At 59.7% G+C, this 17,520-nt stretch carries 16 protein-coding genes; 4 read left to right on the top strand and 12 right to left on the bottom strand.

Annotation, left to right across the window (positions count from 1 at the left end; all coding sequences use genetic code 11):
- Positions 1 to 90: 90 nt before the first annotated feature.
- The 10 genes from DBQ51_RS10115 to DBQ51_RS10070 all read right to left on the bottom strand — a co-directional run bounded on the left by DBQ51_RS10115 (position 91) and on the right by DBQ51_RS10070 (position 13,774).
- The gene (locus tag DBQ51_RS10115) at positions 91 to 2,538 is read right to left on the bottom strand and encodes a glycogen/starch/alpha-glucan phosphorylase (protein ID WP_054327399.1); all 2,448 of its coding nucleotides are present in this window, start codon (positions 2,536 to 2,538) and stop codon (positions 91 to 93) included.
- Between the two features lie 39 nt (positions 2,539 to 2,577).
- Positions 2,578 to 4,014 carry a glycogen synthase GlgA gene (gene glgA / locus DBQ51_RS10110; protein WP_107631495.1) on the bottom strand — a complete coding sequence of 479 codons (1,437 nt, stop codon included), beginning with the start codon at positions 4,012 to 4,014 and terminating at the stop codon, positions 2,578 to 2,580.
- A gap of 176 nt (positions 4,015 to 4,190) precedes the next feature.
- Positions 4,191 to 5,321, bottom strand: coding sequence for a glucose-1-phosphate adenylyltransferase subunit GlgD (gene glgD / locus DBQ51_RS10105; RefSeq protein WP_107631494.1), 1,131 nt, complete (start codon positions 5,319 to 5,321; stop codon positions 4,191 to 4,193).
- A 10-nt stretch (positions 5,322 to 5,331) separates the two neighbouring features.
- Positions 5,332 to 6,543, bottom strand: a complete 1,212-nt coding sequence (locus DBQ51_RS10100; RefSeq protein WP_054327396.1) for a glucose-1-phosphate adenylyltransferase — start codon at positions 6,541 to 6,543, stop codon at positions 5,332 to 5,334.
- A gap of 58 nt (positions 6,544 to 6,601) precedes the next feature.
- The gene (gene glgB / locus DBQ51_RS10095; RefSeq protein ID WP_107631493.1) at positions 6,602 to 8,719 is read right to left on the bottom strand and encodes a 1,4-alpha-glucan branching protein GlgB; all 2,118 of its coding nucleotides are present in this window, start codon (positions 8,717 to 8,719) and stop codon (positions 6,602 to 6,604) included.
- Between the two features lie 245 nt (positions 8,720 to 8,964).
- Positions 8,965 to 10,194, bottom strand: coding sequence for a competence/damage-inducible protein A (locus tag DBQ51_RS10090; RefSeq protein ID WP_107631492.1), 1,230 nt, complete (start codon positions 10,192 to 10,194; stop codon positions 8,965 to 8,967).
- 156 nt (positions 10,195 to 10,350) lie between these two features.
- Positions 10,351 to 11,520: a tRNA uracil 4-sulfurtransferase ThiI gene (thiI, locus tag DBQ51_RS10085; RefSeq protein WP_054327394.1), complete on the bottom strand. Its 1,170-nt coding sequence runs from the start codon at positions 11,518 to 11,520 to the stop codon at positions 10,351 to 10,353.
- A 70-nt stretch (positions 11,521 to 11,590) separates the two neighbouring features.
- Positions 11,591 to 11,878: a hypothetical protein gene (locus tag DBQ51_RS10080; RefSeq protein WP_159068150.1), complete on the bottom strand. Its 288-nt coding sequence runs from the start codon at positions 11,876 to 11,878 to the stop codon at positions 11,591 to 11,593.
- A gap of 33 nt (positions 11,879 to 11,911) precedes the next feature.
- Positions 11,912 to 12,613, bottom strand: coding sequence for a hypothetical protein (locus DBQ51_RS10075; RefSeq protein WP_107631490.1), 702 nt, complete (start codon positions 12,611 to 12,613; stop codon positions 11,912 to 11,914).
- Positions 12,614 to 12,646: 33 nt separating this feature from the next.
- The gene (locus DBQ51_RS10070; protein ID WP_054327391.1) at positions 12,647 to 13,774 is read right to left on the bottom strand and encodes a cysteine desulfurase family protein; all 1,128 of its coding nucleotides are present in this window, start codon (positions 13,772 to 13,774) and stop codon (positions 12,647 to 12,649) included.
- Positions 13,775 to 13,943: 169 nt separating this feature from the next.
- Here DBQ51_RS10070 and DBQ51_RS10065 point away from each other — a divergent pair, with 169 nt between their 5' ends.
- Positions 13,944 to 15,227, top strand: coding sequence for an adenylosuccinate synthase (locus DBQ51_RS10065; RefSeq protein ID WP_054327390.1), 1,284 nt, complete (start codon positions 13,944 to 13,946; stop codon positions 15,225 to 15,227).
- A gap of 46 nt (positions 15,228 to 15,273) precedes the next feature.
- On the opposite strand, the gene DBQ51_RS10060 is transcribed toward DBQ51_RS10065, so the two are convergent.
- Complete coding sequence (locus tag DBQ51_RS10060) at positions 15,274 to 15,588, bottom strand: hypothetical protein (protein WP_107631489.1); 315 nt, start codon at positions 15,586 to 15,588, stop codon at positions 15,274 to 15,276.
- 146 nt (positions 15,589 to 15,734) lie between these two features.
- On the opposite strand from DBQ51_RS10060, the gene DBQ51_RS16870 reads away from it, so the two are divergent.
- The 3 genes from DBQ51_RS16870 to DBQ51_RS10050 all read left to right on the top strand — a co-directional run bounded on the left by DBQ51_RS16870 (position 15,735) and on the right by DBQ51_RS10050 (position 17,089).
- The gene (locus DBQ51_RS16870) at positions 15,735 to 15,902 is read left to right on the top strand and encodes a hypothetical protein (protein WP_162838363.1); all 168 of its coding nucleotides are present in this window, start codon (positions 15,735 to 15,737) and stop codon (positions 15,900 to 15,902) included.
- 11 nt (positions 15,903 to 15,913) lie between these two features.
- Entirely contained in the window at positions 15,914 to 16,453 is a 540-nt protein-coding gene (locus DBQ51_RS10055) for a GNAT family N-acetyltransferase (RefSeq protein WP_107631488.1), read from the top strand.
- A 126-nt stretch (positions 16,454 to 16,579) separates the two neighbouring features.
- Positions 16,580 to 17,089 carry a CarD family transcriptional regulator gene (locus DBQ51_RS10050; RefSeq protein ID WP_054327388.1) on the top strand — a complete coding sequence of 170 codons (510 nt, stop codon included), beginning with the start codon at positions 16,580 to 16,582 and terminating at the stop codon, positions 17,087 to 17,089.
- A 33-nt stretch (positions 17,090 to 17,122) separates the two neighbouring features.
- Here DBQ51_RS10050 and DBQ51_RS10045 read toward each other — a convergent pair whose 3' ends face one another.
- A complete protein-coding gene (locus DBQ51_RS10045) occupies positions 17,123 to 17,404 on the bottom strand; it encodes an AbrB/MazE/SpoVT family DNA-binding domain-containing protein (protein ID WP_107631487.1) in 282 nt (93 codons plus the stop codon).
- Between the last annotated feature and the right edge of the window lie 116 nt (positions 17,405 to 17,520).

The raw sequence follows: 17,520 nt of genomic DNA, 5'->3' as shown, positions 1-17,520 counted from the left end.
ATCTCTTCACTGTTTTGCCGCAGGTGCGGCGCTCTCCCCCACAGAAAAAAGGGCTGCCCGCAGGCAACCCCTTTCCCTTGTTGTGTTTTTTTAAAATGCAAAGTTTGTTTTGACGCGCCAGATATTCTGCGCATATTCCGCGACCGAGCGGTCCGCGGCGAAACGGCCGGAATTGGCAATATTCATCAGGGACATATAGTTCCAGTTCTCCGGCCGGCGGTACATCTCGCCCACGCGCTCCTGCGCGACCGCGTAGGAGGAGAAGTCCTTCAGGCTCATATACCGGTCGGCCGGCCCGCCGTTGCCGCCGTGCAGCAGCAGGTTCGCCAGGTCGGTATAATCCACCCCATCGCCAAAGCCGTGGATCATATGATCCATCACGCGCTTGATGACCGGATCGTTCTGGTAGATCAGCATAGGCTCATAGTTGCCGGAAGCGGCGAGCGCCTCGGCCTCGGGCGTTTCCATGCCGAAAATGAAGATATTCTCGCGGCCCACGGCCTCGCAGATCTCCACGTTGGCGCCGTCCATCGTGCCGATGGTCAGCGCGCCGTTCATCATGAACTTCATGTTGCCCGTGCCGGAGGCTTCCTTGCCCGCGATCGAGATCTGCTCGGAGATCTCCGCGGCCGGCATGATCATTTCCGCCAAGGAGACCTTGTAATCCTCGATGAACACAACCTTGAGCTTATCCCCGATATCCGGATCGTTGTTAATCATATTGGCGATCGAATGGATGAGCTGGATGGTCTTTTTCGCCACCGCATAGCCCGGCGCGGCCTTGGAGCCGAAAACAAACGTGCGCGGCACGAAGTCCATGCCCGGGTTATCCTTGAGCTTGTGGTACAGCGAGATAATATGCAGAATGTTGAGCATCTGGCGCTTGTACTCATGCAGGCGCTTGACCTGCACGTCGAAAATCGAGTCCATGTTGACCTCGATGCCGTTATGCTCCTTAATATACTCCGCCAGGCGCAGCTTGTTGTCGCGCTTGATCTGGCCGAGCTGGGCGAGCAGCGCCTTATCCTCGCCATAGTTGGCGAGTACCTGTAGCTCGGAGGGGTGCTTGCGGTAGCCCTTGCCGATCTTGCTCTCGATCAGCGCGGCCAGCTTCGGGTTGGCCTCGCACAGCCAGCGGCGGTGCGCAATGCCGTTGGTAACGTTGCGGAACTTCGCCGGATAGATCGTGTAGAAATCCTTGAACACGCGCTCCTTGAGGATGTCTGAATGCAGCGCGGACACGCCGTTGATCGAGAACGAGCCGGCGATGGCCAGATGCGCCATGCGGACGATCCCGTCCGACACGATGGCGAGCCTGGAGATCTTCTGGAAATCGTTCGGGAAGTAGTTCCACAGGTCCCGACAGAAGCGCTCGTTGATCTCGTGGATGATCTGCATGATGCGCGGCATCAGCTCCTGCACGAGCGATACCGGCCAGCACTCCAGCGCCTCGGGCATGACCGTATGGTTGGTATAGGCGACCGACTGGCTGGTGATGTTCCACGCATTTTCCCAGGACATATCGTTATCGTCCATCAGAATACGCATCAGCTCGGGGATGACCAGCGTCGGATGGGTGTCGTTGATGTGCAGCACATGCTTGTGCGCAAAGTTGGCGAGCGTGCCGTACTTGGCCTTGTGCTTGGCACAGATATCCTGCAGCGTCGCCGAAACCAGAAAATACTGCTGCTTCAGGCGCAGGGACTGGCCCTCGCGATGGTTATCCTCCGGATACAGGACCATGGAGATCGTCTCCGCCATGGCGTGCTTTTCCAGCGCCTTGAGGTATTCGCCGGAGGAGAACAGCTTCATATCCAGCGCAATCGGGCTTTTTGCCTCCCACAGGCGCAGGCGCGCGATGTTGCCCGTATCATAGCCCGAGATCGGCATATCATACGGCACCGCCAGCACCGGCGTGTAATCGTGGTATTCCACGACCAGCTTTCCGTTTTCGTCAAAATGGGTATCGATCGTACCGCCGATCCTGACCTCGCGGGTATCGTCCATGGCCGGTATCTGCCATACGTCGCCGGAAGCGAGCCAGGAATCCGGCAGCTCCACCTGCTGCCCGTCCTCGATCTTCTGCTTGAAGATGCCGTGCTCATAGCGGATGGAGTAGCCTGTGCCGCGCACGCCCGTAGTGGCCATACCGTCCATATAGCAGGCGGCCAGGCGGCCCAGGCCGCCGTTGCCGAGGCCGGGGTCGGCCTCCTGCTCGAAGATATCGGCCATCTCGTAGCCCATTTCCTTGAGCGCCGCGGTCAATTCGTCCAGCATGCCCAGATTATAAGCGTTGTTGCGCAGGCTGCGGCCGACAAGAAATTCCATGCACAGGTAATGCACCTGCCGCTCCCCATATTTTTCGACCTCGTTCTGGGTCTGGATCATATGCTCGGTCAGCGCGTCGCGGACAACGAGCGCGCAGGCCTCATAAATCTGATCCTTGGTGGCGTCCGCCACTTCGCAGGCAAAATGCCGCTGCAGCTTGCCGGCGATGGCCTCTTTCAGCGCATTCTTGGTGTACAGGTTCTTTGGCATGGTATCTCTTGTCTCCTCACTTAATTTGCTTTGCGGGTTTTACCACCCCAGGGCAGAGTGGTAAACCTCTATGTATTTATCAGCCGAGCTGCCCCAGCTGAAGTCGCTCTTCATGCCCTGGAGCATCAATTTGTTCCACGCGGGCTTGTTATAGCGGAACACGCCGCAGGCCTCGCGGATCACATGCAGCATGTCATGCGCGTTATAGCTGGCGAAGGTGAAGCCGTTGCCCGTGCCGGCGTAATCGACAAACGCCTGCACGGTGTCCTTCAGGCCGCCGGTCTCACGCACGATCGGGATGGTGCCGTAGCGCAGCGAGATCATCTGCGCCAGCCCGCACGGTTCGAATTTGGACGGCATCAGGAACATGTCGCAGCCGCCGTAAATGCGGTTGGCCAAGTCGCCCGAGAACATGATGGACGCGGAGATCTTGGCCGGATAGCGGCGCTTGGCCTCCAGGAACATCTGCTCGTACCGCCAGTCGCCTTTGCCCAGCACGATCAGCCGCAGGTCGTCGGACAGGATATCGTGCAGCACGGCTTCGATCAGGTCCAGGCCCTTCTGGTCCACAAAACGGGTGACCATGCCGATGACCGGCGTGTTCTCGTCGCCCTCCAGGCCGCAGAGCTTGAGCAGCTCGAGCTTGTTGACCGTCTTGTCCTCCGGATTGCGCGGCCCGTAGTTTTTGAACAGCTTGGGGTCGGTTTCCGGATTGAACGCATCCATATCGATGCCGTTGAGGATTCCGTGCAGCTTGTAGCTGTTCATGCGCAGCACGGAATCCAGGCGGTAGCCATAATACTCGGTCTGTATCTCGGCCGCGTAGGTAGGCGAAACCGTTGTGACCGCGGTGGAGGCCACGATCGCGGCCTTCATCAGGTTGACGTCCCCGTCCATCGCCATGAAGCCGGAGCGGAAATGCGCGTCGTCGATGCCAAGCACATACTCGAGGATCTCGCGGCCGTAGCGGCCCTGGTACTGGATATTGTGGATGGTGAACACGGTCTTGATATTCTCATAGAAGGGGCGCGCGGAGAACATCAGGTTATAGTACACCGGCACCAGCGCGGATTGCCAGTCGTTGCAGTTGATGACATCCGGCTTCCATTCCAGGTCGGGCAGTACCTCGAGTACCGCCTTGGAAAAATAGGCGAAGCGCTCCGCGTCGTCATACTCGCCATAGACTTGGCCACGGGCGAAATAGTACTCGTTGTCGATGAAATAGAAAGTCACGCCATCCAACTCATAGCGGAACACACCGCAGTACTGGTTACGCCAGCCCAAACGCACATAGGCGTTTTTCAGGTAATAAAACTTTTCCCGCCATTCCTGGCCGATCGACGAATACAGGGGGCAGAACACGCGCACGTCGTGTCCCTTTGCCGCGAGGGCCTTGGGCAGAGAGCCCGCGACATCGCCCAAGCCGCCGGTTTTTACAAACGGGGCGCATTCGCTGGTAACGTACATGATTTTCATAAGAGCCGAGCCTCCCCAATAGGCGGCGCGAAAGCGGGGAGAGGCCCCCGCTTCCGTACCTCGGTATTTTCATTATACTAAATTCTGTCTCCCTGCAATATAGGGAAATTCAACGAACATTTCTCGCTTTACAGCCTCATTTTGGCCTTTTTGTCATGGTTTTAACAATTTCTTGATCAAACTGTAGCGTTTTTGGCAATCGTGATCGGGTAGTTCTCATGGCCCATCATGGTGCGTCCGTTGCGGACGATGACGTTGCGATCCGTGATCACATGGCGCAGCGACGCGTCGGACAGGATACGCCCGCCCTCCATGATGATGCAGTCCTCGACCTTTGCGCCCTTTTCGATCACCACGTCGCGGAACAGGATGCAGTTTTTCACATAGCCCTCGATCGTACAGCCGTCCGCGATCAGGCTGTCCTCCACCTCGGCCTTGTCGCCATAATACGCGGGCGCCTCGTCCTTGATGCGGGTCAGGATCGGGCGGGTGCGCAGAAACACCTCGTCCCGCACCTCCTTATCGAGCATATCCATGTTCGAGCGGAAATAATCGAACGTATCCTCGATCTTGACCGCGTATTCGTTGAACAGGTAGCCGGCGACCGTGCCGTCCATCTGCGCGCGGGTCAGGAACTCGCGCTCGAAGTGGATGCAGTTGTGTGTAACGCAGTCGGAGAGCATGTGGATGAGGTACTGGCGGCTCATCACATAGATGCCGAGCGAGGTGTGCTTGCACTTGCCCTCGTTGGAATCGCCCACGCGGATATCGACCGCTTCCTTTTTGCGGTTCAGCTCAACATAGGTCGCATACGGGGAATCCTTCTGCTTCTTGGTGCAGACCATGGTCAGGTCCGCGCCGGATTTGATATGCCGGTCGAGTACGTCGTCCAGCGGGACGTTGGCGACGATATCGCCGTCCGCGACCACAACGTAATCCGCCTTGTTTTTCTGCAGGAAATCGACCGCGCCGGCCAGCGCGTCGATCTTGCCGCGGTACTCGCCGGTGACGAGCGGCGAGGCCTTGCGCGCATACGAATACGGCGGCAGCAGGGTGACGCCCGAGTTCTTGCGGGACAGGTCCCAGTCCTTTGCGTTGCTGATGTGGTCGATCAGGGACTGATACTTGTCCTTCATCAGCACGCCGATGCGGTAAATCCCGGAATTGACCATATTGGACAGCATAAAATCGATGATGCGGTACCGGCCGCCCCACTGCACCGCGCCCACCGTGCGGTGCTCGGTGATCTCACGCAGATCGTTGTCATTGTCAAACGCAATGATGATGCCTAAAACACTGTTCATCATGTCCGCCCCCTTAAATCATGTCCGGCAGGTCTTCGTCTGCCATTTCCTTCGCTGCCAGCTTGGCGCCGCGTCCGATGCGCACGCCCTCTGCGACAACGGCAACGCCCCATTTTTCCACGTCGCCATCCGACGGGCTGCCTCCGACGACCGCGTCCTTGGCGATCACGGCGTTCTCCGCCACGATCGAATACTGCACGGTCGCGCCCTCTTCCACAACCGCGCCCGGCATAAGGATGGAGTACTCGACCTTTGCCCCCCTTGCGATCTTCACATCCGAGAACAGCACGGATTCGGAAACGTCGCCCGCGATCTCACAGCCCTCGGAAAGCAGCGTGTGCTTGACGACCGCGTCCTTGGCCGTAAAGTGCGGGGGCGAGCCCGTGGTGCGGCCGTAGATCTTCCAGCTATCGTCCTTGAGGTTGAGTCCGGAATTCGGCGAGAGCAGGTCCATGTTGGCTTCCCACAGGGATTCGATCGTGCCGACGTCCTTCCAGTAGCCCTCGAACCGATAGGAGACCATCTTCTCCCCGTTGCCCAGCATGGTCGGAATGATATCCTTGCCGAAGTCGTTGGAGGACTTCTTGTTCTCCTCGTCCTCGATCAGATACTGGCGCAGCTTTTTCCAGGAGAAGATATAAATGCCCATGGACGCCAGCGTGGACTTCGGGTTCTTGGGCTTTTCCTCGAATTCATAGATCGTGCCGTCCGGCTTGCAGTTCATGATGCCGAAGCGGGACGCCTCGGCCAGCGGCACGTCCAGCACCGCGATGGTCGCGTCCGCGCCGGTCTGCTTGTGCTGCTGCAGCATCTTGTTGTAGTTCATCTTGTAGATATGGTCGCCTGAAAGGATCAGCACATATTCGGGGTCGTACTCGTCGATAAATGCGATATTCTGGTAGATCGCGTTCGCCGTACCCTTGTACCACTCGGAGGCCTTGCCCTTCTGGTACGGCGGCAGGACGTACACGCCGCCGCGCAGGCGGTCGAGGTCCCAGGTCTGGCCCGAACCGATATAGGCGTTGAGCACATGCGGCTCGTACTGCGTGAGTACGCCCACCGTATCAATGCCCGAATTGGTGCAGTTGGACAGCGGGAAGTCGATAATGCGGTACTTGCCCCCAAACGGTACCGCGGGCTTGGCGACGTTCTTCGTCAGCACATACAGGCGGCTGCCCTGTCCACCTGCGAGCAGCATGGCCACGCATTCTTTTTTCCGATACATTGATGACTCTCCTTTTTCTGCGGTTTACTCTATATATGCCGTGGGAACGGCATTTTTCCTACTTTTCCCCGTCCGGACGGACAGCCGGCGCCTTTTCCGCCGGTTTGGCGACCGCCCGCGTGCCGGTCTTGGCAACGGCTTTTTCGCCCGTTTTCGCCACTGCCCTGGTGCCGGTTGCCCGCACTGCGCGCGTCCCCGTCTTGGCGACCGCCTTGGACGTTTTGCCCTTTTGGGCTTCCGCGGCTTTCTTGGCCGCTTCGATCTCGGCCTTGGTGCGGCGCTTGGCGCGCGGCTTGCCCTTGAAGAACAGCACGCCGAACCGCGGAATCTGGATCCTGATGGACTGCTCCTGCCCGTGCAGCGGCTTGTTTTCGCTCCTCACCCTGCCGTTGGACAGGCCGCTGCCGCCGAATTCCGTCCTGTCCGAGGTAAAGATTTCCTCATAGCTGCCCGCGAACGGCACGCCGATGCGGTAGACCTCCTGCATCTCCGGCGAGAAGTTGACCACGATCACGATATCGCTTCCATCTGCCGCGATCCGCCGGAACGCAATGATGTTATTGCGGTTGTCCTCATGACTGATCCATTCAAAGCCGCGCCAGTCGGTATCCTGCTCCCAGAGCTGCGGCGTTTCCAGATAGAAATGGTTGAGCGCCTTAACATAGGTCTGCATCTGCTTATGCGCCGGATAATCCAGCAGCATCCAATCCAGCCCGCGCTGATAGGCCCATTCGGAGAACTGCGCGAATTCGCCGCCCATGAACAGCATCTTCTTGCCCGGGTGCGCGGCCATGTAGCCGTACAGCGCACGCAGGCCGCCGAATTTATTCTCATACGGGTCGGGCATCTTGCCGATCAGCGAGGACTTTCCATGCACCACCTCGTCATGCGACAGCGGGAGGATATAATTCTCCGAAAACGCGTACATGAACGAGAACGTGATCTTGTCGTGCATATCCTTGCGGAAGAACGGATCCGCCGAGCAGTAGCACAGCATGTCGTTCATCCAGCCCATGTTCCACTTGAAATTGAAGCCCAGGCCGCCGTCGTAGCCCGGCTTGGTGACCATCGGCCAGGCGGTGGATTCCTCCGCGATCATCATGACGTCCGGATGGTCGGTCAGGATATACTCGTTGAGCAGGCGCAGGAAATCGATGGCTTCCAGGTTCTCGCGGCCGCCGTGGATATTGGGGCGCCATTCATGCTGGCGGTTGTAATCCAGATACAGCATGGAGGCGACCGCGTCCACGCGAAGGCCGTCCATATGGAATTTTTCGATCCAGAACATCGCGGAGGAGAACAGCAGGTTGCGCGTGGACACCTTGCCGTAATCGAACACGCGCGTCCCCCATTCCTTGTGCTCCATCTTGAGCGGGTCGGCGTATTCGTACAGATACGAGCCGTCAAACTCGACCAGCCCGCATCCATCCTTGGGGAAATGCGCCGGCACCCAGTCCATGATGACGCCGATGCCGGCCTGGTGCGCCTTGTCGATCAGGTACATCAGATCCTTGGGCGTACCGTAGCGGCTTGTCGCCGCGAAATAGCCGATGACCTGATACCCCCACGAACCGTCGAACGGGTATTCGGTCAGGGGCATGAATTCGATATGGGTATAGCCCATTTCCTTGACATAGGGTACCAGCTCGTCCGCAAGCTGGCGGTAGGAATAGAAGTTCCCGTCCTCATGCAGCTTCCAGGAGCCGAGATGGCATTCGTAAATATTCACCGGACTGGAGTAGGGCAGATGGCTTTTGCGCCATTCCATCCAGGAGGTGTCGCTCCATTCGTAGCCCTCGATGTCGAACACCTTGGAGGCGTTGCCCGGGCGGGTTTCGGCGTGGAAGCCGTAGGGATCGGATTTATCGAACACATCGCCCGATTTTGCCCATACGCTATACTTATATGCGGCATATTCCGGAACATGCGGGATAAATTTTTCCCAGATGCCCTGCTCGTCCCGCTCCATGTAATCCACTTCACGGTCCCAGCCGTTGAATTCGCCCATGACCGAAACCTTTTCGGCCTCCGGCGCGTAAACACGGAACAGGTATCCTGGTTCGCCGTCCTGCACCAGCGGGTGCGCGCCCATATAGTCATACGCGCGGCAGTCTCTTCCCGAATAGAAGAGCTTACTCCGCTTCCCGCCGGCCGGCGATGCGCTTTTCTTCTTCATATTGCATCCTCTCCCTCTTATAAACCGCTAAAACAAGCCTTTTTCCATTTTTTTACGATTTTTTGTCTATTTCGCTTGTTTTTCCGCAGCAAGCCTGGCTTTAGTTGGATATAGTATACATCAACAGAGAAAAAAAGTCCAGCAATTTTACACAATTACCAGACTTTTTTAATGAAAATTTTGTTCGGTTTCAACAGCTTTTGTCGGGAAATGTTGAGATAATGCACAATATCCCTATGTTCTGTTCAGAAAATGTTCCGGCGTATCATATCCAGCGCGGTGGAGGCCGCCTGCATGCGCACACGGTCGCGCCCGTTCATGGACTTCATCTTACGGGTGTAGTTCCGCCCCTTGTGCCATACGCTGATGTACACCAGGCCGACCGGCTTGTCGTCAGTCCCGCCGCCCGGTCCGGCCACGCCCGTGATGCCCACGCCCACATCCGCGCCCAGCGCCTGCGCCACGCCCGCGGCCATCTGCTCGGCCACCTCGGGCGACACCGCACCGACCGTATCCAGCGTCTCCTTCCGGACGCCCAGCAGGCGCGTCTTGACCTCGTTAGCATAGGAGCATACGCCGCCCAGATAATACACCGAGCAGCCCGGCACGTCCGTGATGCGCTTGGACAGCAGCCCGCCCGTGCAGCTTTCCGCCACGGCGAGCGTCAGGCCGCGCGCCCGCAGTCCGTCGCCCACGACCTGCTCCAGCGAATCCACATCCACGCCGTACACATCCTCGCCCAGCAGGCCGCAGATCTTTTCCACAACCGGCGCGAGCAGCTTTTCGCATTCCTCCGGCGTGTCCGCCTTGGCGGTCACGCGCGCGAAGCACTCCGAGGTCTTGGCGTAGGGCGCGATAGTTGGGTTTTTGCTCTCGGCCATCATGTCGTGCAGAATGGTTTCCATATTGCTCTCACCCAGGCCGAACACGCGGATATTGCGCGAGACGATGCAGCCGCCCGCGAACTTGTACAGGTAGGGCATCGCGCATTCCTTCCACATGGGGTTGCACTCGCGCAGGGGGCCGGGCAGCATGATGACATGCTTGCCATACGCCTCGAACGCGCAGCCCGGGGCGGTCCCCCATTCGTTGACGAACACGGTGCAGCCCTCGGGCAGCCAGGCCTGTTTTTCGTTGTTCGGCGTCATCTCTCGGCCAATGGTCTGGAAAAAGCCCTTGATGCGGTCGAGCGAGGGCTGGTGCAACGCCATCTTTTTCCCGAAGACCGAGGCTAGCGTTTCCTTTGTCAGGTCGTCGAGCGTGGGGCCGAGGCCGCCGGTGGTGATGATGATGTCCGCGCGGTCGCGCGCCGTTTCGACCACATGGCGCAGGCGAGCCGGATTGTCTCCGACCACGGTCTGGTAAAATACGTTGATGCCAAGCTCGCTCAGTCCCTGCGAGATGAGCTGCGCATCCGTGTTGACAATGTCGCCGAGCAGGATCTCGGTTCCGACGGCGATCAGTTCTGCATTCATAACTGCTTCTCCTTTCGCGCCGTAGCGCGCATAAAATCGGTTTGCGCCATGCGCAAACCATCAAAACCCGCGACATGTGCGTGGGTTTTGATACCTCGACTTAGCCGCCTTGGGCGGCGTCTTTCGTATATAGGGGGCTTTTGAAGCCCCCTATACTCACGGCAGATGGATGATCTCCACCCCCGCGACCGCCTCTTCCACCAGCGCGTCCACCTCCAGGCGGCTTTCCGCCTCGAGTATTTTCGGCATTTTGGGCTTGGTGTTCGGGTGCTTGGGGGTGAACACCGTACAGCAGTCCTCATAGGGCAGGATGGAGGTTTCAAAGGTGTCGATCTTACGCGCGATGGTCACGATCTCCTCCTTGTCCATGCCGATGCACGGGCGGAACACGGGCAGCCCGCACACCGCGCCGGTCACGGCCATCGCGGGCATGGTCTGGCTGGCCACCTGGCCGAGCGACTCGCCCGTGATCAGCGCGCCGCAGCCATATTCCACGGCGACCCTTTCCGCAATGCGCATCATGAAGCGCCGCATGATGAGCGTAAACAGCTCCTCATGGCACTTTTCGCGGATCTCCTCCTGGATCCTGGTGAACGGCACCACCATCACGCTCATGCGGCCGCACCACACGGTCAGCTTGCGCCCCAGCTCGAGTACCTTCTCCTTGGCGCGCTCCGAGGTGTAGGGATAGCTGAAGAAATGGATGCCCACCAGCTCCAGGCCGCGCTTGGCCATCATCCAGCCCGCAACCGGACTGTCGATGCCGCCGGACAGCAGCAGCGCGGCCCTGCCATTCGAGCCGATCGGCATACCGCCCGCGCCCGGCTCGGGGCCGGCATGCACAAAGGCGTACTTTTCACGCATTTCGACATGCACGGTCAGGTCGGGGCAGTGCATATCCGGTTTGACCGCCGGAAAACGGTCGGCCAGCTCGCCCCCGACCCGCTGGCTGATCTCGGTCGAGGTCATAGGGAATTTTTTGTCCCCGCGCTTGGTTTCCACCTTAAAAGTCCCTGCCTGCGCAAAGCGCGGCGCCAGATAGGACTGCGCGGTCTCGATCACGCTTTCGAGCGTCTTTTCCGGACACACGGCTGCGCGCGAGATAGTCGCGAAGCCGAATACATGCCGCGCGCAGTCCATGACCGCGTCCGCGTCGGCCTCCTCCGGCACCTCGACGTACACGACCGACTGCCGCATGGAAATCCCACAGTCCGCGACGTGCTTCATGCGCCGCGACAGGTTTTTGAGCAGCCGGTCCTCAAAGGTTTTGCGGTTGAGGCCCTTGAGGACGATCTCCCCGCATTTAAGCAATAATACTTCCTTCATACGATCTCCTTTTATTTTTTATGTATCAAACCCGCTACTGGTCCACCGGAAACGGCCGCAGCGCCGCGAACTAGACAAACGCAATGAGGAGCAACACGCCGTAAAGCCCTGTCATCCCGCTGGGGGTATACTCCCGCCCGTTCCGGTCCATCAGCAGGATATAGCTCAGGTAACCCACGCAGAGCCAAGCGTCCAGCAGCCAGGGGTACTCCGCAAAAAAGCACGCCAACACCAGCGCCCCGCCGATCCCAGAACCCAGCACGATCGGAAACAGCACCCTGCATCCAACCCTGCCGCCGTAATGCCCGCCAAATGTCAGCCAGCCGAACCACGCAGGCGAGCCACAGTACCGCCGCAAGGCCGTACTGCCGCGCCGGATACCGCCCCGCTTTCATGCGCCCACCTCGGACTGTACGACCGCGCCGGACGAGGCGACCGGCACATAGACCATGAAGCGACGCCCGTCCTTCTCCGCGGAAAATGCGTAGTGGCCAAGCGCTCGGTCCGCCACCGTCGCATTCTCGTAGAACCCCATGCGGCCGCGGCCGTCCTCCTCCCACAGACTGTTGCCGTGCGAAATGCCCTCGTGCGCGAGCTGCTCATACCCCATCCCGCACGCGAGCTGCTCCGCCTGCGCCAGTGGGATGGGCCGCACGGCGAGGAAGTAGCCCGCTGTGCAGAGCAGCATGCTCAGTGCAATCAGGAACAGCCCCCGCCCGACGCGCGAGCTGTTCCGGATGGACAACAGCGATTCCAACCCCGCAGCGGCGAACAGGCCGATCGTCAAGCAGCCCAGCAGCAGGCCATGCATCCCCCCATGGATCTGGAGCAGGATCACCGCGACGTCGATTACGGCGCCCGCGATGTGGGCTCTGGGCGATACCGCGGCCGACCACCGGCGATTTTCCGGCTTTTTCCGAAGCTCAACCGCAAGCAGCGCCGCCCCCCATATCACAAGGATCGCAAAAGCGATCTGTCCCCCGCCGAGCAGCGCGCCGCCATACCACACACGGTCCGCCACCGGAAGCGCAACACACAGCGCGGCCAGCAGCGCCACACTGACCGCGGAAAGTAGCTTCCCTTTCTTTGCCACGGCTGTCCTCCCCCTTTTCCCCAGGCGACGCGCTTACCGGCGCAGCATCCGCACACCCTTCTGCGCCGCGCGGATAAACGCGTCCACATCTTCGGTTGTATTGCACGGCGCGAACGAGACGCGCAGAGCGCTGTCCGTGCGCTCTTTCGGCAGGCCGAGCGCGCGCAGCACCCCGCTCTGCCTGCCCTTGGAGCAGGCGGACCCACTCGAAACGTACACGTCGTCGCTTTCGAGTACGCGCAGCATAACCTCGCTTTTGCAGCCCGGCAGCGACAGGTTGACCACATGCGGGATATCCCCCGCGCCGTTGAACGCCGCGTCCGGCAGGGACGCCGCCACCTGTTCCCTGAGATAAGCCGCGAGCGCTGCCACATACGCATAATCCTCGTCAAAACGCGCCATGCGGATCTCACACGCCCTGGCGAACGCCGCGATATTTGGCAGCGCCTCGGTCCCCGGACGCAGCCCCTTTTCCTGCCCGCCGCCGAACATCAGCGGCGGCAGGCGCAGCCCCTTCCTGACATACAGCGCGCCGATACCCTTGGGCGCGCCAATCTTGTGTCCGGAAACGCTCATCAAATCGCACTTCCACTTTTTAGGCGCGAGGGGTACGCGGCACAGCCCCTGTACCGCGTCGATGTGAAACAGCGCCTGCGGCGCCTTGACCTTGAGCAGCGCCCCCAGCTCGGCCACGGGCTGCACCGTGCCGATCTCATTGTTGACCAGTTGGCAGGACAGCAGGACCGTGTCCTCGGTCAGCGCCGCTTCCAGCGCCGCAGCCGTAATATGGCCGGTCGCGTCCGGCGCGAGGAACGCCACGTCAAACCCCTCGGCCGCAAGCTGTCTGCAGGTGTTAAGGGTGGCCGCGTGCTCGATTTCGGTGGTGATGACACGCCCCTTTTTGTGGCGGTTGAGGTGGGAAACACCGCGCAAGCTGATATTGGTGCTCTCCGTGCCGCAGGAGGTAAAGTACGTCTCCTCCGGCAGGCAGCCCAGCGCTGAAGCGACCGTCCTGCGGCTGTCCTCCAGCAGACGCGACGCTTCTATCCCCATCCTGTGCAGGCTCGACGGATTGCCGAACGCTTCGCACATGGCGCGCAGCGCGGCGTCAGCCGCCTCGGGCAGCACGCGCGTCGTCGCCGCGTTGTCCAGATAATGCATGCTCGTTAACTCCTTATGATTGCTTTACGCAATTATTTTACATCGCCGGCCGGCCTTTTACAAGCCAAAACCCGCAAAATCAGGATTGAAAAGCGTGCTCCCCTATGCTATACTTTATCTGTATGACATGCGGAAAGCATGCGCAAGTGCAAGAAAGGAATGAACTCCTATGCCAGGTAAGGTGATCCTCGGCGCGCAGTGGGGCGACGAGGGCAAGGGTAAATTTATCGATATTTTCGCGGGCAGGGCCGATCTGGTCGTACGCAGCCAGGGCGGCAACAACGCGGGCCACACGGTCGTCGCGGGCGGCGAAAAATACAAGCTGCAGCTCATCCCCTCGGGCATCCTGTATCCGGCGTGCGTCAATGTGATCGGGCCGGGCGTGGTCGTCAACCCCAAGGCGGTCTTGGGCGAAATCGACGGCCTGCACGAAAAGGGCGTTTCGACTGACAAGCTGTTCATCGACGCCCGCTGCCATTGTATCCTGCCGTGGCACCTGGAACTGGACGCGCTGAGCGAGGCCGAAAAGGCCAAGGATGGCACCGCCATCGGCACGACCAAAAAGGGCATCGGCCCGACCTATATGGATAAATCCGAGCGCAGCGGCGTACGCATGCATGATTTTGTCGATCCGGACCGGTTCGAAACCGTCGTCCGCGAGGCGTGCGCGTACAAAAACCGCGTGATTACGGGCGTGTACGGCGGCGAGCCGATCGACGCGGACGCGGTCGTCGCGGAATACCGCGCCTACGCCGAGCGCCTGCGCCCCTATGTGACCGACACCTCGCTCCTGACCTGGGAAGCGGTTCAGGCTGGCAAGGAGGTGCTGTTCGAGGGCGCGCAGGGTACGCTGCTCGACCTGGATATGGGTACCTATCCGTTCGTCACCTCGTCGCATCCGGTAGCGGGCGGCTGCTGCATCGGCTCGGGCGTCGGCCCGACCGCGGTGCGCAGCATCATGGGCATATTCAAGTCCTACACAACCCGCGTGGGCGAGGGTCCGTTCCCGACCGAGCTGTTCGACGACACCGGTGATTACATCCGGAATGCCGGCGGCGAATTCGGCACGGTCACCGGCCGCCCGCGCCGCACCGGCTGGTTCGACGCGGTTGTGGCGCGCTACGCGGTGCGTGTCAACGGCATGACTGAGGCCGTAATCAACAAGATCGACCCGCTGCGCGGCCTGCCCAAGCTCAAGGTGTGCGTGGCCTACCGGCTGAAGAACGGCGAAACCGTCACCGAGCTGCCCGCCAATTTCCTGGCGCTGGACGGCTGCGAGCCTGTGTACGAGGAGTTCGACGGCTTTGACGAGGATATCACGGACTGCCGCTCGTTTGCCGAGCTGCCGCAGACCGTGCAGAGCTACATCCGCGAGCTGGAGCGCCTGATCGGCTGCCCGATCACCATGCTGGGCGTTGGACCGGCGCGCGACCAGGTCATCGAGCTGGCCTGACGGACGCATAATAAAAACGGCTGCTTTCGCAGCCGTTTTCTTTATCCTACCGTTTTTCGCCCGTTTCCTCCTGCACCGTCAGCACATACGAGCCGTCCCGCTCCTCCGGCGCGATGCTGCCCCGGCACTCCCACCGGCCCTGCCGCCCGTCCTGCCTCACCACGCGGTCTGCGCGGCAGACCGGACGCCCGGCCCCGTCATACAGGGTCAGGGTGACCCGCATGCCCGCGCCCTGCTCTGGGGAAAGATGGTCCCGCTCGCAGGAGCGGCCCGCAAAAAACGCAAAAACCGCCAGCAGCGCCGCCGCCAGTATCCTCTTTAACGCTCCGCCGCATGGCGTACGCCGCTTTTCGCCGTTCATCCGCGCCCCTCCTTTTTTTCAGTATAGCATGCTGCAATTATTTTTACAAGATATTTTGCAAGATAAATAATCATGTAAAATGCGCGCGTATATTCACCGCTTCATTGCACTTATAATATGGAGTAAGGGAGTAAGGCGGTGAAAAAATGTTTCAAGTCAAAAAGACGGAATATGTCAACAAAACCTTTCGCATGCCGCGCGAGCTGGTGCAGGAGCTGGAATCGGTCGCGCAGCAGAAGGACGTGTCCCTCAACCAGCTCGTCACCCAATGCTGCCAATACGCGCTTGACCATCTGGATACCGATGAAACCTGAGGAGAGTTTTTATGGAGCTGATCACCGAACGTCTGACGCTGCGCCCCTTCCGTGAGGACGATACCGAGGCCCTCTACGCCTATTCCAAGGACGAGCCGGTCGGCCGGAATGCGGGCTGGAAGCCGCACGAAAGCCTGCTGGAATCGAGCGACATCCTGCACCTTGTCTTTCTTGACCAGCCGAGCGTGTGGGCGGTCGAACGCAGGGGCGACCGCCGCCTGATGGGTTCGGTGGGCCTGATTGCAGACTCCGCGCGGCAGTACGGCTCGGCCCGCTCGCTCGGCTACGCGCTCGGTGTGGATTATTGGGGGCAGGGCTATATGACCGAGGCGGTGCGGGCGGTCCTCCGCTTCGGCTTTGAGCAGATGGCGCTCGACCTGATCTCGGCCACCTGCTATCCGGACAACCCAGCCTCCCGCCGCGTGCTGGAAAAATGCGGCTTTGCATACGAGGGGACGCTGCACCGCGCGGAGCTGCTCTATAACGGCGAGATCAAGGACCACCTGCACTTTTACCTGACGCACGAAGCGGCCGCACGGGCCGGCCTGTGAACAAAAAATAATTTTCGCTTACATTTCCCCACAAAATATGCTATAATCTTATATAGAACAGCCGAGTTTTATAACGCAGAAGTGCGGAACGCTTCCGCATCAGCCATATTTGCGAGGAGGAATAAAATGTATCACACGGGCGAATTCATCGTTTACGGGACCAGCGGCGTCTGTGAGGTGACCGCGGTGGGACAGCCTGCTTTCGCCAGGGACGAGGGCCGCCTTTACTACACCCTCACGCCCGTATACGGCACGGAAACCATCTATATACCGGTCGATTCCCCGGTGTTCATGCGTCCGGTCATTTCCAGGGAGCAGGCCGAAGCGCTGATCGAATCCATCCCCGCTATTGAGGAGGATAGCTTCACCACCCACAGCCTCCGGCTGGCGAGCGAGCACTACCAGGCCGCGCTGCAGAGCCACGACTGTCATGAGCTGGTGCAGCTGATTAAGACGGTGTACGCCAAATCCCGGCGCAACGGCCGGCGCGTCAGCCAGATCGACCAGCGCTACCGCAAGCGCGCGGAAGATCTGCTGCATAGCGAACTGGCGGTCGCTCTCGGTATCCCGCTCAAGGAGGTGCAGCCCTATATCGCCCGCTCAATCGCATCGCACAAGACATGCGTTCACGCATAACAGAAACCCTGCCGCAGCCGCGGCAGGGTTTTTTCAGCGCCGCCCCCGAACAGGACGGCGTTTGTTCACTTTCAGGCTTTTTTGGAGCTTGCGGATGCACTCTCTGCACACCCGTTTGCCCCTGAAATCGACGACCTCCAGCGACTCGCCGCAGAACAGGCATGCCGGCTGGAATTTGGTCAGGCGGATCTCACCGCCCGCCATACTGATCTGCAGCAGGTCGTCGCGCGCGATATCCATAGTCCGGCGCAGCTCCATCGGCAGTACGATCCGCCCCAGATTGTCCACTTTTCTCACAATCCCCGTAGCTTTCATATTTATCACCTTTATCACCCAGTATCAGTATACTGCCCGCGGCTTTATATGTCAATTGCAAACATCTATTTGATAATGCAGTATCAATTCGATTACATTACCCTATACTAAAAGGG

Source organism: Agathobaculum massiliense, from assembly GCF_900291975.1.
GTDB classification, from domain to species: Bacteria; Bacillota; Clostridia; order Oscillospirales; family Butyricicoccaceae; genus Agathobaculum; species Agathobaculum ammoniilyticum.
This window is presented reverse-complemented; position numbering and strand designations above follow the sequence as displayed.